This is a genomic window from Shewanella sp. HL-SH2, assembly GCF_051164935.1.
Classification (GTDB): Bacteria; Pseudomonadota; Gammaproteobacteria; order Enterobacterales; family Shewanellaceae; genus Shewanella; species Shewanella glacialimarina.
Map to the genome: position 1 here is coordinate 3048472 of NZ_CP195035.1, position 13674 is coordinate 3062145.

Consider the following 13674-nt stretch of genomic DNA (forward strand, 5'->3'; position numbering starts at 1 on the left):
TTCAATCATTTTTAGTTTTATTTATTTTAATAGACTTAATAAAACATATTTTCTAGTGTTAATCCAAAGACCATTAATGGCAATAATCCCTTAGTATAAGTAGGCTTACTGTCACAATTAAGCTATTTTTTTGCTAAGCGTTGTTAATAACGACGATTTTTGGGCTAATAAGTCGATTAAGCAGTTTAAGAGGTTTAAGTTTTCCGATTCAACACATATAATGAATTAATTACCCACGGATGAACCGATTGGTTCTGCAATCAAGAGATTAGCAATGACAGATGGAAATCAAGCGCTTAAAAAAGCCGGTTTAAAAATTACCCTGCCAAGAGTTAAAATTCTAGAGCTAATGCAAAACCCTGAAAATCAACACATCAGTGCAGAAGACTTGTACAAGCGGTTACTTGAAGTAGGCGAAGAAATTGGCTTAGCTACTGTTTACCGCGTGCTTAACCAATTTGATGATGCCGGTATTTTAAACCGTCACCATTTTGAGTCGGGTAAAGCGGTATTTGAAATGTCGACTCAAAAGCACCACGACCATTTAGTGTGCTTAACCTGTGACAAAGTTATTGAGTTCTCTGATGATGTTATTGAACGTCGCCAGGACGAGATTGCTATGCGTCATAATATTAAATTAACTCACCACAGCTTGTACCTTTACGGCCATTGTACTAATGATACTTGCGACCACGCTGACGAATAGTTAATGCTATTGTTCAGAAAGCTAGATTATTAAGATTAGTAAACTATTTATTGCATCAAGCAAATAAAAACCAGCTAACATAGCTGGTTTTTTTGTATCTAAAATTATCATCAATGGTCTTTATAAATCGCGCTGATAAACATGCACTTTATGACCATAATACTCGCTCTGTTCAAAGACTGACATTCCCACCTTTTTAGCTACCGCTTCTGAGCCAACATTTCCGTGCAAAATTAATGCTATAGCAAGTTCAATTCCATATGATGGCTTGAATGTGTTAATTGCAGCTTGTGCCGCTTCATAACCAATTCCCCTTTTCCAATACTCTGGTAAGTAACGGTAACCCAATTCGACCTTATCAAACTCAGGTAAATATTTAGGCCCACAAAAACCAATGACCTTATTGTCTGCTTTATGATGTACCGCCCAGCGGCCAAACCCATGTAGTTGATAGTCTGCAGTAATCACATTTTCAAAAATATCTAACGCTTGCGACTCTTGAGTCATTGGCTCTGCAGGAATATAGGTAAGAATTTCTGGGATACTGTTCAGTAAAAAAAGGCTAGGCACGTCTGATACCGTAAAAGGGCGCAAAATTAAACGTTCTGTTTCAGCAATAATGCTATTTTCATCAACCATGATTGGCTATTCCATTTTCAATATTTATTGATTGTTAATCTATTATCATAATTGAAAACGTTGAGATTTTAGCATGTTTTGTTGATTTTATTTAACAAACGCATTAACTCTTGTTGCTCAGTATAGGTCAGTTGCTCCAAAAATTGTTCATTGACCCATTCTGCTTCATGGATGAGGTCATGCTCTAAGGCTTTACCGTTGTCGGTTAAATAAATTTGAAATGCGCGCCGATTATCGGCTTCTTGGTGGCGAGTGACGAACCCTTGCACTTGCAACTGATCAAGTAACCGCGTCATGGTGTAATTAGCTACATCACATCGTTTAGACAGTTCTGTTTGACTCAAGCCTTCTTCTTGCCACAGGGTAAACAATACCGGCCATAGCTTAATATCTAACTCATATCGCTTGAGGCGCGCATCTAACGCTTGCTGCAGCGTCAAATTTAAATGTGATACCAAATAATTTAAACTTTCGAATCGTTTCAATTAATGCCTCCTCGCTGCGGTTGTACTGCGAATACTCCGAAGATCAATTTTCACTCATAAAACATATCGTATAAACTTACGTTAAAGCATACGCTACAAAGCAGTATTTTAGTCAAAATCGACATGTTCATTAATGTATCGGTAATAGCAAGCGCGGTTTAATATTGCTGTTAATCCCCTAGGAAGGCTTACAAAAATTCCCTGCTGTTCCAATTCAATATCTGATGGTATCACGTTAAAGTCAGTATCAAGGTTAGATTTAAAGCAAAAACCTTGCTCTGTTTTATCGACATCAACCATTAACAGTGGCCAGGTTTCAACAGATACTTTCACCTTTTCGACAGGAGTAATTAAGAAGTACTCAGTATCGATGCAATGTAAAATATGACTAAACATTCGCGCAAATTTAGTCGGTAGCGGACTGTTAAGATACAGCCAACTACCATCAGATAAAATACTGAATAACACCTCATCACTGCATAACTTCGCCCCGTCTTTATGGGTGAATTGCTCAATAGATGGCATTGTTTCAGTCTCGTTATCTATCATTTCATCACTACCTAGTTATTATCAAGCAAAGCTAGCAATGCTTCTATTGGGTGCTTTGGATTAAATTTGGCAAACCGTTTAACCTGACTTCGACATGAGTACCCTGACACTAGAATCTGGCTCTTTTGAGCCACTTTATCAATACTTGATTGCCAAGACATGTCAAATAACGCTTTAGACCGCTCAAGATTTTCTAACTCATGACCGTATGTGCCCGCCATACCACAGCAGCCTAGATTTAAACTACTTACCTTAGCACCAAAGTGACTAAAAATAGTTTGCCATTCCTTACCTGTATTGGGTTTAGCCGTTGATTCGGTACAGTGGCTAAACCAGGTAAACTCTGCAGGTGTCTGCTTAATGATTTTAGGTAAATGTTCAATTGCGGTAACTAACCACTCATTAGCCAGTTTTACTTCAAAGTCGCCACGCTTTTTCCCCAAAGCTTCGTGGTATTCGTCTCGGTAGCACAATACTAAAGCAGGATCTAAACCGACCATCGGCATCCCAAGGGAATGGACCTTATTTAAAAAGTCAGCACTGTCTTGAGCCGTTTTAGCAAACTTAGACAAAAAGCCCTTGATATGGCTAGGCTTACCATTGGGTTTAAAGGGTAATAAAACCGGTTTAAAGCCTAGCTTTTCGATTAACTGAATAAAACGATACACTATATCGGCATCATAAAAAGAGTTAAACGGATCTTGTACAACAAGTACGTATTGGGCGCGATCAGCTTCAGGAATACTGTATAAAGCATCTAGGTCATAACCCCTACTTGGGTGACCATCTAAACGTTGCTTTAATGTCGGGACTGACAGCTTGGGGGAGTCGACATAACCAATCGTTTTTTTAATAATCCATTGGCTTAACGGATTTTGTGACGCAAGGTTGGTCAATTTTGGCATTGAGGCCATTAATGGCAGCGAGTCTTCAATGCCGGCAACTAAATAATCTTTAGCCGGACGTAAATAACGTTTGTAGTATATATCAAAAAATTGTGCCCTAAATTTCGGCACATCGACTTTTACCGGACACTGACTAGAACACGCTTTACAGCCTAAACACCCTTTTAAAGACTCCATCACCTCATGTGAATAGTCATAATCACGTTTAGCATTAATGGTATTTTGCACCCGTTGCAATAAGCTTAATGACTTTGATGCGGCTAACGCTTTGACATCAACACCTTCAGCTTCAAGTAACCTTAACCACTCTCGCATTAATCCCGCACGCCCTTTAGGCGATTGAATTCTGTCACCTGTGACTTTAAAAGATGGGCACATAGGCGAATAAGCACTGTAGTTAAAGCACAAGCCATTGCCGTTACAATTCATCACATCGGGAAAAGCGTCACGCACTACCACTGGAATTTGTCTGTCAAAACTGCCTCGTTTGGCGCTATCAACATTAAACATCAATGGCCCAGATTCTGCTGGGGCAACTAACTTACCAGGGTTTAAACGATTATCTGGATCAAATAAGCCTTTTATATATTGCAGTACGCCATATAACTCGTCACCAAAAACCGCAGGGCCATACTCGCCGCGTACACCTTTTCCGTGCTCGCCCCACATCAAGCCGCCGTACTTAAGGGTCAATGCCGCCACTTGATCAGAAATAACCTTTAATAATTTTTCATCGGCTTCATCACACATATCAAGGGCTGGGCGTACGTGCAGTACACCGGCATCTACATGGCCAAACATGCCATATTGCAATTTATGGCCATCTAACAGATCTCGGAACTCCATAATAAAGTCGGCCAAATTTTCAGGTGGCACTGCTGTGTCTTCAGCAAATGCGATAGGTTTACGGCGACCTTTAGTGGCACCCAGTAAACCTACCGCTTTTTTACGCATACCATATATTTGCTCAATACTGGGTTTATCGCTGGTTATTTGAAAACCAACAAGTCCATACAATTCATCGGATAATTGCTGGGTAAGTACCGCTTCTAAACTGGCGACCTTGGCCCGAACGTCAGCATCATCACCAGCAAACTCAACCATATTTAATCCTTCAATAACCTTGTTAGGCACATCTTGAATTAAATCAGCTACCGAGTGCCAAATAATATCTTTTTTTGCTAGGTTTAATACTTTGGAGTCAACGGTTTCAACTACTGTGGCTTTGGCTTGAACTAATGATGGAGCGTGGCGTAAAGCAGACTCAAATGAGTCATATTTTATATTAACCATCATCCGTGTGGTGGGTAATGGTGTGATATTCAATTTTGCTTCGGTGATCACTGCAAGTGTGCCTTCTGATCCAGCAAGAATACGCGATAAATCAAATTGACTTAAGGTATCATTCCACACATGTTTTAAATCGTAACCGGTTAAAAAGCGATTTAATTTAGGAAATCGGTTATCGATTAATTCACGCTTATCACGACAAATATCAGCTACTTTGGCAATAATACTATCTGCTAGTGCATTTTCTGTCGGTGAAGAATGGGTTGAATCTTGATTAATTGGTCTAGTCGTTAAAACACTACCGTCGATTAATACACTGGTAAGTCCTAAAACATGATCGGATGTTTTACCGTACACCAAAGACCCAGCCCCTGAAGCATCTGTGTTAACCATTCCGCCAATGGTTGCACGGTTTGATGTGGATAAGTCAGGACTGAAAAAGTAGCCATGGGGTCTGAGTGCATCATTCAACGCATCTTTCACTACACCGGCTTGTACTTTAACCCATCCCTCTTTGGCGTTAACCTCGATCACTTGATTCATATGACGAGATACGTCTAAGATAAGTCCATGGGTTAATGATTGACCATTGGTGCCAGTTCCGCCCCCGCGCGCGCTGAACGTTACCGCCCTAAACTCAGGTTTTGCAGCTAAACGTAAGACCAGCTCAACATCTTTTTGACTGGCTGGATAAATGACCGCTTGGGGCAAAAATTGATAAACAGAATTGTCGGTGGCTTGAATAAGTCTGGCGCTATATCGTTTGTCGATTTCACCATTAAAATCACTTTGTTCCAGCACGTCTAAATACGCTAGATAAATCGGTTCTAAAGTTTGTTTATGTGAAAGTAGAGGTAACATGGCAGACTTATTATTTATTATTAGTTGCAGCCATTATAAACAAAAAAAAGCCGCTAAATAGCGGCTTTTTTATCAACTTGATAAAAATAGCTGTAATTGGCTTCGAAGCTAAATGCTAAATCGAATTCAAACCAGCTATTTTGATAAGTTTAATTGATTAAGCATGATCTTTTGCTAAGTACAACCAAGTGTCGATCACAGTATCCGGATTAAGTGATACGCTATCGATACCTTGCTCGACTAACCATTGTGCAAAGTCAGCATGGTCAGATGGGCCTTGGCCACAAATGCCCACGTAAGCACCTTTGTCTTTAGCCGCTTTAATTGCCATAGCTAAAAGCGCTTTCACGGCTGGATTACGCTCGTCGAATAGATGGCTGATAATGCCAGAGTCACGATCTAAACCCAAAGTTAACTGCGTTAAATCGTTAGAGCCGATTGAGAAGCCATCAAAGTACTCTAAGAACTGTTCGGCAAGTAATGCGTTTGACGGTAATTCACACATCATGATAACGCGTAACCCATCTTTACCGCGCTCTAAGCCTTCTTCTTTAAGTAAGTCGATAACTTGAGCTGCTTCGCCTAGGGTACGTACGAATGGGATCATCACTTCAACGTTGGTTAAACCCATTTGGTTACGCACGCGTTTAATCGCTTCACACTCTAACGCGAAACAATCGCGGAATGATTCAGATATATAACGACTCGCACCACGGAAGCCCAACATTGGGTTTTCTTCTTCTGGCTCATAATGTTCACCACCGACTAAGTTAGCGTATTCGTTAGACTTAAAGTCTGACATACGTACAATCACTTTTTTCGGGTAGAAAGCAGAAGCGATAGTCGCTATACCTTCAACTAAACGTGCGATATAAAACTCAACAGGAGAGTCATAACCAGCAATCATTTCGTTGATTTCAGTTTGCAACTCAGCAGTTTGTTGATTGAACTCAAGCAAAGCTTTAGGGTGAATACCAATCATACGGTTGATAATGAACTCTAAGCGCGCAAGACCTACACCTTCGTTAGGTAAACGAGCAAAATCAAATGCACGGTCAGGGTTACCGACATTCATCATGATTTTCATTGGTAAGTCAGGCAAGGTATCAACACGATTGGTGACGATTTCAAACTCTTGTTTACCAGAATAAATAAAGCCTGTATCACCTTCAGCGCAAGAAACGGTAACGAGTTCGCCGTTTTTAATAAGGTCTGTGACGTTGCCACAACCTACAACAGCAGGAACGCCTAACTCACGCGCAATAATGGCGGCATGACATGTACGGCCACCACGGTTAGTGACGATTGCACTAGCGCGTTTCATGATAGGTTCCCAATCAGGGTCTGTCATGTCAGTAACTAGTACATCACCTGGTTGAATCTGATCCATGTCGGCAATTGACGTTAATACTTTTGCTACGCCTGATCCAATTTTATGCCCAATTGCACGACCTTCACACACTACGTCGCCTTTGGTTTTTAAATGGTAACGTTCAATTAACTGAACATCTTCACGGCTACGCACGGTTTCAGGGCGAGCTTGAACGATATATAACTTACCGTCGTTGCCATCTTTTGCCCATTCAATATCCATTGCACGGCCATAATGCTTTTCGATAATAACGGCTTGTTTCGCCAGTTCCATCACTTCAGCATCATTGATTGAAAATATACGGCGTTGATCAGCAGCAACATCTTCAATTTTAACTTGTTTACCGTGAGATGTTTCATCAGAGTAAACCATTTGAATTAACTTGCTGCCGATATTACGGCGCACAACAGCTTGATGCCCTTGCGCTAAAATTGGTTTGTGTACATAAAATTCGTCTGGATTAACCGCGCCCTGCACAACCATTTCACCTAAACCAAATGATGAAGTGATAAAGACAACGTCGTTGTTACCTGATTCAGTGTCCATGGTAAACATCACACCTGATGCCGCTTTGTCCGAGCGAACCATACGTTGAATACCCGCAGACAATGCCACACCTTGGTGCTCATAACCTTGGTGAACCCGGTATGAAATAGCACGATCGTTAAAGAGCGAAGCAAACACATGCTTAATAGCAAGAATAACTGCATCGTAACCTTTTACGTTTAGGAAGGTTTCTTGCTGACCAGCGAATGAAGCGTCTGGCATATCTTCAGCGGTTGCCGATGAACGCACGGCAAATGAAGCCTCTGAAGTTTCGCTAGCTAACTGCTCGTAAGCTTCACGTACGGCGGCTTCAAATTCTGGATGGAATGGAGTTTCAATAACCCATTGTCTAATCTGTGCACCGGCTTTAGCTAGCGCGGTTACATCGTCTACATCTAAGGTTTCGAGTAGGTCGTAAATCTTTTGATTAACACCACTTTGCTCAAGGAACTCATTAAACGCATGAGAGGTAGTTGCAAAACCACCAGGTACTTGAACGCCTGCATTGGCTAGATTACTGATCATTTCTCCAAGGGATGCGTTTTTACCGCCGACCTTGTTCACATCACCCATGCCTAATTCTTGATACCAGAGTACGTATTGCTGCACAGTTTTATCTCCGCAAGTTTTTATTTCAGTGGCCACTTCACATAAGGGCAGCAGCATTTTACACTCCCCTATAAGACGCGTAAATAATTAATTTTATTTGTAATTTTATTACTACAAGAGGTCATTATGGCACCTAAAGTATTCTACATATCAGATGGAACAGCGATCACAGCAGAGGTTTTTGGTCATGCGGTGCTATCACAATTTCCTATTCAATTTGAAGCACTTACCATTCCATTTGTCGAAACACTCCAAAAAGCGGAAAAAGTAAAGCTTCAAATAAATGATAGTTTTATTACCACAGGAGAAAGACCCTTGGTGTTCCATTCTATCGTTAACCCCGACATCAGGAATGTCATATTCTCGTCAGAAGGAATGGATTATGATTTTTTAAACACCTTTGTTGCGCCATTAGAACAACATTTAGGTGTCGAAGCTAAACCCGCTTTACATCGAACTCATGGTAAAGCTAACCACAGTTATGAAGCTCGAATTGAAGCGATTAACTTTTCAATGGAAAACGATGACGGCCAAACCATGAAACATATGGATAAAGCAGACATCATTCTTTTAGGAGTATCGCGATGTGGAAAAACTCCTTCAAGTCTCTATTTATCAATGCAATTTGGTATAAAAGCAGCGAATTATCCTTTTACTGAAGATGATATGGATAACCTTAAATTACCCGATGCGCTTAAACGAAATAAGTCTAAATTATTCGGTCTAACGATTGATCCCAACCGTTTACATGAAATTCGTCAAAGTCGCATGGAAAATAGCCGCTATTCATCGCTTAGACAATGCCGTTTAGAAGTCAAAGAGGTTGAAATGATGTATAAAAGGGAGCGTATTCCCTTTGTGAATACCACTAATCATTCAGTAGAAGAGATAGCGACTAAAATTCTTGATATTACAGGATTAGAGCGCCACATGTTCTAGGTTGTCTTTAATATAGAACAATCTCTAACACGGCTGATTTGACGAATATTTCATCTATATAATGAAGGAGTATTCGTCAAAGCTATTTCAAAAGCTGTCTGGAATTTATTCGAAAGCATGTGAAAAAGGGCCTAATCGGATTTACCGCTGAAGATCATTGATATTTTTCAAGCATTAGTTGACCTCTGAAACTCGCATCGTCAGCACATTTGAGGTTATAATCGCCTCCATTATGGTGCAAATAAGCATCTCACGATTTAGCGGTAAGATGAATGACGATTAAAACAGATGAACTACGCACATCCCTATTATGCAAAGTAATTTCACCCGCACAACTTGCGTCTGAATACCCGCTTACTCAAAATGCCGCTGACTACCTTGTTCAGCAGCGTAGAGAAGTAGAAGCTATTATTTCTGGTGAAGACCAACGCCTGTTAGTGATTATTGGACCTTGCTCGATTCATGACACTAAAGCCGCATTAGATTATGCCCAGCGTTTATCGACATTACACCATGAATTAAAAGATGACTTATGCATTGTTATGCGAGTCTATTTTGAAAAGCCTAGAACCATTGTAGGTTGGAAAGGTCTGATTTCAGATCCTGACTTAGACGGCAGCTTCAGCCCTAATAAAGGCTTACGCATGGCGCGTCAACTGCTACAACAAATTACTGAATTAAAGCTGCCTATAGCCACTGAGTTTTTAGACATGGTAAATGGTCAGTACATTGCCGACCTTATCACCTGGGGCGCTATTGGTGCTCGTACCACAGAAAGCCAAATTCACCGTGAAATGGCATCGGCTTTATCGTGTCCAGTTGGTTTTAAAAATGGCACAGATGGCAATATCAACATAGCCGTTGATGCCGTTCGTGCAGCCCAAGTGCCGCATATATTTTATTCACCGGATAAAGATGGCGCTATGGCGGTTTACCGCACCCACGGAAACCCTTATGGGCACATTATTTTACGTGGTGGTAAACAGCCTAACTATCAAGCTGCTGATATAGAAGCCGTACGTAAGCAACTTGAAGATGTAGGGATCAGCCAACGTATAGTGGTTGATTTTAGTCATGGCAATAGCCAGAAAAATCATAAAAACCAATTAAATGTTGCCGATAGTATTATTTCCCAACTACGCGAAGGCTCAACAGCCATAGCAGGAATAATGGCAGAAAGCTTTATGATTGAAGGTAATCAGAAAGTGATTGAAGGCCAACCGCTAACATACGGTCAAAGCATTACTGATGCATGTTTGCATTGGGACGACTCTGAAAAATTACTGCGTGACTTAGCGCAAGCTTCTCGCGACCGTAAAGCAAAACTAGCTCAACCGTAGTCAGCTTTATCCTGTGTAAATAGCCATCGCGATTGCAATCATAAAAAACCAGTGTTTAACGCTGGTTTTTTTATGTCTATACCTTGAGCTTACTCTGGGTTAAGTGAGGTAAAATCTATAGTTACCGGTAAAAAGGCGTTAACAATATCAGGGGCAAACAATATACCTGACTGCTGCTTAATAAACTTAATTGCAGCATTATGACCCATTACTTGCTGATAACTTCGTTCAGTCGTCATGCCATCATAAACATCAATTAATCGCATAAGGCGTGCACCTAGTGGAATAAGTGTATCCATAGTATTTGTTAATATCCTGACCCATACCAATTTTTATGTTGAAACACTCATCTCACTTAACGCTTAAGATCAAGATTAGCAAACGTTTAAAATCAATAACAAAGCCCCTAGCAATCAAAATTAAAGCTTTACACACCCATCTCAATAGCTTTTTTCGGGGTAAAACTGCTGCCAATAGAGGCAACAATCACTAAACCAATAGCGGACCACTGCAATAAAGTTAGTTGCTCAGCTAAAATAATAAAACCAGCCAATGCAGCAATTGCTGGCTCTAAACTCATTAACACACTAAAGGTTTGAGTAGGCATGTTTCTTAATGCCACCATTTCCAAAGAATAAGGTAGCGCACTCGATAATATGCCAACTAACAATCCTAATGGTAATACTTCCCAGCTAATTAACGCTAACCCCTGACTTACGGCGCCAACAGGAACCAGCACAATGGCAGCAACCGTCATCCCCAATGCCACTGTAATACCACCCGATGCTTGCTTACCAGTTCGAGTACCAAACAAAATATACCCAGCCCAGCATGCCCCTGCTCCTAAAGCTAATAACACACCTGTAAGGTCAAGCCCCTGTGCACTCGATGAATCAGGTAATAGTAGTAAAATGCCTGCAATTGCACAGCCTACCCATAGCAAGTCAGTTTTTCGTTTTGAGCCCAAAAGCGCAAGCGCTAAAGGCCCAGTAAATTCAAGAGCTACTGCTATACCCAATGGAATACGTGCAATAGACAAATAGAACAAAATATTCATTCCACCTAAACACAAACCATAAATGATAATACTTTGCCAATCTCTGCCTTGGGGTAATGCGCGCCATGGGCGGAATACTAGCCAAAGCACCGCAGCAGCAAAACCTAAACGCAGTGCAGTTGTTCCTTCTGGACCAACTATAGGAAAAAGTTGTTTAGCTAAAGAAGCACCAGACTGAATAGTCACCATAGCCAATAAAACACTGCCAATAGCCGTTAGAAGTAAACGATTGATTTGCATTTTAAATAGATCCAAAAAAATAAAAAAGTGATAGTTAGTCATTCTACCTGACGCATCTTAAACCCTGCAGCAATTATTAATTGCAAAATAATAAAAACTCCCTTGATATAAACATACCATAGGTAAAACTGACTTAGTTTTCCTTGTATATAACCACAATAGTTAATTTCATTTTTAGTCTAAATCACGTAAACTACGCGCTGATTTTTTAAGTCTCTTTTTAGGTAAATAATGATCCGTTTAAACCAAATACAATTGCCTCTAGACCATAATGAAGATGCTTTGCAACAAGTCGTATTGCAAAGGCTTTCTATTACAGCGGATCAGCTGACTAAGATACATGTATTCAAGCGTGGTTATGATGCCCGCAAAAAGAGTGCAATTTTCTTAATTTATACCCTAGATGTCACCTTAATAAATGTCGACGAAGCAGCGTTATTAGCGTCCCTTGCTGATGACCACAACATTCGCGTATCGCCAGACACTGATTATAAGTATGTTGCCACTGCGCCAACAGGATTAACCGAACGGCCGATAGTAATAGGCATGGGACCTTGCGGTTTATTTGTTGGCCTAATATTGGCACAGATGGGCTTTAAACCTATTATTTTAGAACGCGGCAAATCTGTTCATGAACGTGCTAAAGATACCTTTCGCTTTTGGCGTACCAGTGAGTTAAACACAGAATCGAATGTGCAGTTTGGTGAAGGTGGAGCAGGCACATTTTCGGATGGAAAACTGTATAGCCAAGTTAAAGACCCTGGATTTAAAGGCTTAAAAGTAAAACAAGAGTTTGTAGCTGCTGGTGCGCCGGCTGAAATCATTTATGTCAGCAAGCCTCACATTGGTACCTTTAAGTTAGTGACCATGGTGGAAAAAATGCGTCGTGAGATTATACGACTAGGCGGTGAAATACGTTTTGAAACCCGTGTTGATGAAATCAATATTAGCGATCGACAAGTCACAGGTGTCACCCTGAGAAATGGTGAAATTTTACACTCTAAACATGTCATTGCGGCAATAGGCCACAGTGCCCGCGATACCTTCCAAATGCTGCATGATAAAGGTGTATTTATGCAAGCTCAGTCATTTTCGATTGGCTTTCGTATAGAGCACAAACAAGAAATGATCGACAAAGACCGCTTTGGCATTAACGCAGGTCACCCTTTATTAGGCGCGGCTGATTATAAACTAGTGCATCATTGTGAGAGTGGTCGCAGCGTTTACAGTTTTTGTATGTGTCCTGGCGGTGTGGTTGTAGCAGCAACCTCAGAAGAACACGCGGTAGTCACTAACGGTATGAGCCAATACTCGCGCAGTGAACGTAATGCTAACAGCGCTATCGTAGTCGGTATTGATCCAAGCGACTTTAATAATGACCCACTTCAAGGAATCGCATTACAGCGCAAATTAGAACGTCACGCCTATATTATGGGTGGCAGTAACTATGATGCCCCGGCGCAAATGGTAGGTGACTTTTTAGCGGCAGGCTCAGGTAAACCGTTTGAAAACGTTGAGCCATCGTATAAGCCTAATGTCAAAATGACCGATTTAAGTGACGCGCTACCGCAATTTGCGATTGATGCTATTCGCGAGGCAATACCTGCATTTGGCAAGAAAATACGCGGCTTTGACAGCAAAGATGCCATGTTAACAGGGGTTGAAACTCGTACCTCTTCACCATTACAAATTAAACGTGGTGCTGATTATCAAAGTATCAACACCAAAGGCTTGTACCCTGCAGGTGAGGGTGCTGGATATGCTGGCGGCATTTTATCTGCCGGTATTGATGGTATTAGTATTGCTGAAGCTGTGGCATTAAACATGATAAAACAGATGACAAACAATTAAGCTAGCACTTAAGCTTTATTTATCATTATGTGCCAACTTATCTGCAGCAAGTTATCTTAAAAAGATTATCTGAGTACTGGACACAATTAATATAAAAAGAGCAGCCGTATGGCTGCTCTTTTTACTGAGACCAATAAACACTGAAAATGTGCCACGATGCTAATAACGCTTTATTTTAAATATGATGATGCATTCAGATTGCGACAATGTACCTTAATTAGCAGGAGGATTAAAAAGCAAATAGCATGAAACTGACTCATACCGTTAACCGACCTAAGCACCTAA

The 13674-nt window shown here is 40.8% G+C and carries 11 protein-coding genes; 4 read left to right on the forward strand and 7 right to left on the reverse strand.

Going from position 1 to position 13674, the window contains the following annotated elements; translation table 11 throughout:
* Window positions 1-274: 274 nt before the first annotated feature.
* Window positions 275-706, forward strand: a complete 432-nt coding sequence (gene fur, locus ACRWP9_RS13315) for a ferric iron uptake transcriptional regulator (RefSeq protein ID WP_226415204.1) — start codon at window positions 275-277, stop codon at window positions 704-706.
* Window positions 707-826: 120 nt separating this feature from the next.
* On the opposite strand, the gene ACRWP9_RS13320 is transcribed toward fur, so the two are convergent.
* The 5 genes from ACRWP9_RS13320 to ppsA form a co-directional block, all read right to left on the reverse strand.
* The gene (locus ACRWP9_RS13320) at window positions 827-1327 is read right to left on the reverse strand and encodes a GNAT family N-acetyltransferase (RefSeq protein ID WP_434929061.1); all 501 of its coding nucleotides are present in this window, start codon (window positions 1325-1327) and stop codon (window positions 827-829) included.
* An 86-nt stretch (window positions 1328-1413) separates the two neighbouring features.
* Complete coding sequence (locus ACRWP9_RS13325) at window positions 1414-1830, reverse strand: MarR family winged helix-turn-helix transcriptional regulator (protein ID WP_226415202.1); 417 nt, start codon at window positions 1828-1830, stop codon at window positions 1414-1416.
* A gap of 108 nt (window positions 1831-1938) precedes the next feature.
* The gene (locus ACRWP9_RS13330; protein ID WP_226415200.1) at window positions 1939-2379 is read right to left on the reverse strand and encodes a DUF1285 domain-containing protein; all 441 of its coding nucleotides are present in this window, start codon (window positions 2377-2379) and stop codon (window positions 1939-1941) included.
* Window positions 2380-2390: 11 nt separating this feature from the next.
* Window positions 2391-5435, reverse strand: a complete 3045-nt coding sequence (ydiJ, locus tag ACRWP9_RS13335) for a D-2-hydroxyglutarate dehydrogenase YdiJ (RefSeq protein WP_434926413.1) — start codon at window positions 5433-5435, stop codon at window positions 2391-2393.
* Window positions 5436-5592: 157 nt separating this feature from the next.
* A complete protein-coding gene (gene ppsA / locus ACRWP9_RS13340; RefSeq protein WP_434929063.1) occupies window positions 5593-7962 on the reverse strand; it encodes a phosphoenolpyruvate synthase in 2370 nt (789 codons plus the stop codon).
* A 126-nt stretch (window positions 7963-8088) separates the two neighbouring features.
* Between ppsA and ppsR the strand changes: the two genes are divergently transcribed.
* Window positions 8089-8901 (forward strand): posphoenolpyruvate synthetase regulatory kinase/phosphorylase PpsR, encoded by an 813-nt coding sequence (ppsR, locus tag ACRWP9_RS13345; protein WP_434926414.1) that lies wholly within the window; start codon window positions 8089-8091, stop codon window positions 8899-8901.
* Between the two features lie 272 nt (window positions 8902-9173).
* Window positions 9174-10241 (forward strand): 3-deoxy-7-phosphoheptulonate synthase, encoded by a 1068-nt coding sequence (locus ACRWP9_RS13350; RefSeq protein WP_434926415.1) that lies wholly within the window; start codon window positions 9174-9176, stop codon window positions 10239-10241.
* An 89-nt stretch (window positions 10242-10330) separates the two neighbouring features.
* Here the strand turns inward: ACRWP9_RS13350 and ACRWP9_RS13355 are convergent, their stop codons facing one another.
* Complete coding sequence (locus ACRWP9_RS13355) at window positions 10331-10540, reverse strand: hypothetical protein (protein ID WP_434926416.1); 210 nt, start codon at window positions 10538-10540, stop codon at window positions 10331-10333.
* Window positions 10541-10668: 128 nt separating this feature from the next.
* Window positions 10669-11538: an EamA family transporter gene (locus ACRWP9_RS13360; RefSeq protein ID WP_434926417.1), complete on the reverse strand. Its 870-nt coding sequence runs from the start codon at window positions 11536-11538 to the stop codon at window positions 10669-10671.
* A gap of 231 nt (window positions 11539-11769) precedes the next feature.
* Between ACRWP9_RS13360 and ACRWP9_RS13365 the strand changes: the two genes are divergently transcribed.
* Window positions 11770-13389 carry an NAD(P)/FAD-dependent oxidoreductase gene (locus tag ACRWP9_RS13365; RefSeq protein ID WP_434926418.1) on the forward strand — a complete coding sequence of 540 codons (1620 nt, stop codon included), beginning with the start codon at window positions 11770-11772 and terminating at the stop codon, window positions 13387-13389.
* Window positions 13390-13674 lie beyond the last annotated feature (285 nt).

Bases quoted from the DNA above. Each gene is read 5' to 3' on its own strand.
- fur (WP_226415204.1), top strand. From the start codon at position 275: ATGACAGATGGAAATCAAGCGCTTAAAAAAGCCGGTTTAAAAATTACC.
- ACRWP9_RS13330 (WP_226415200.1), bottom strand. From the start codon at position 2,379: ATGATAGATAACGAGACTGAAACAATGCCATCTATTGAGCAATTCACC.
- ydiJ (WP_434926413.1), bottom strand. From the start codon at position 5,435: ATGTTACCTCTACTTTCACATAAACAAACTTTAGAACCGATTTATCTA.
- ppsR (WP_434926414.1), top strand. From the start codon at position 8,089: ATGGCACCTAAAGTATTCTACATATCAGATGGAACAGCGATCACAGCA.
- ACRWP9_RS13350 (WP_434926415.1), top strand. From the start codon at position 9,174: ATGACGATTAAAACAGATGAACTACGCACATCCCTATTATGCAAAGTA.
- ACRWP9_RS13355 (WP_434926416.1), bottom strand. From the start codon at position 10,540: ATGGATACACTTATTCCACTAGGTGCACGCCTTATGCGATTAATTGAT.
- ACRWP9_RS13360 (WP_434926417.1), bottom strand. From the start codon at position 11,538: ATGCAAATCAATCGTTTACTTCTAACGGCTATTGGCAGTGTTTTATTG.
- ACRWP9_RS13365 (WP_434926418.1), top strand. From the start codon at position 11,770: ATGATCCGTTTAAACCAAATACAATTGCCTCTAGACCATAATGAAGAT.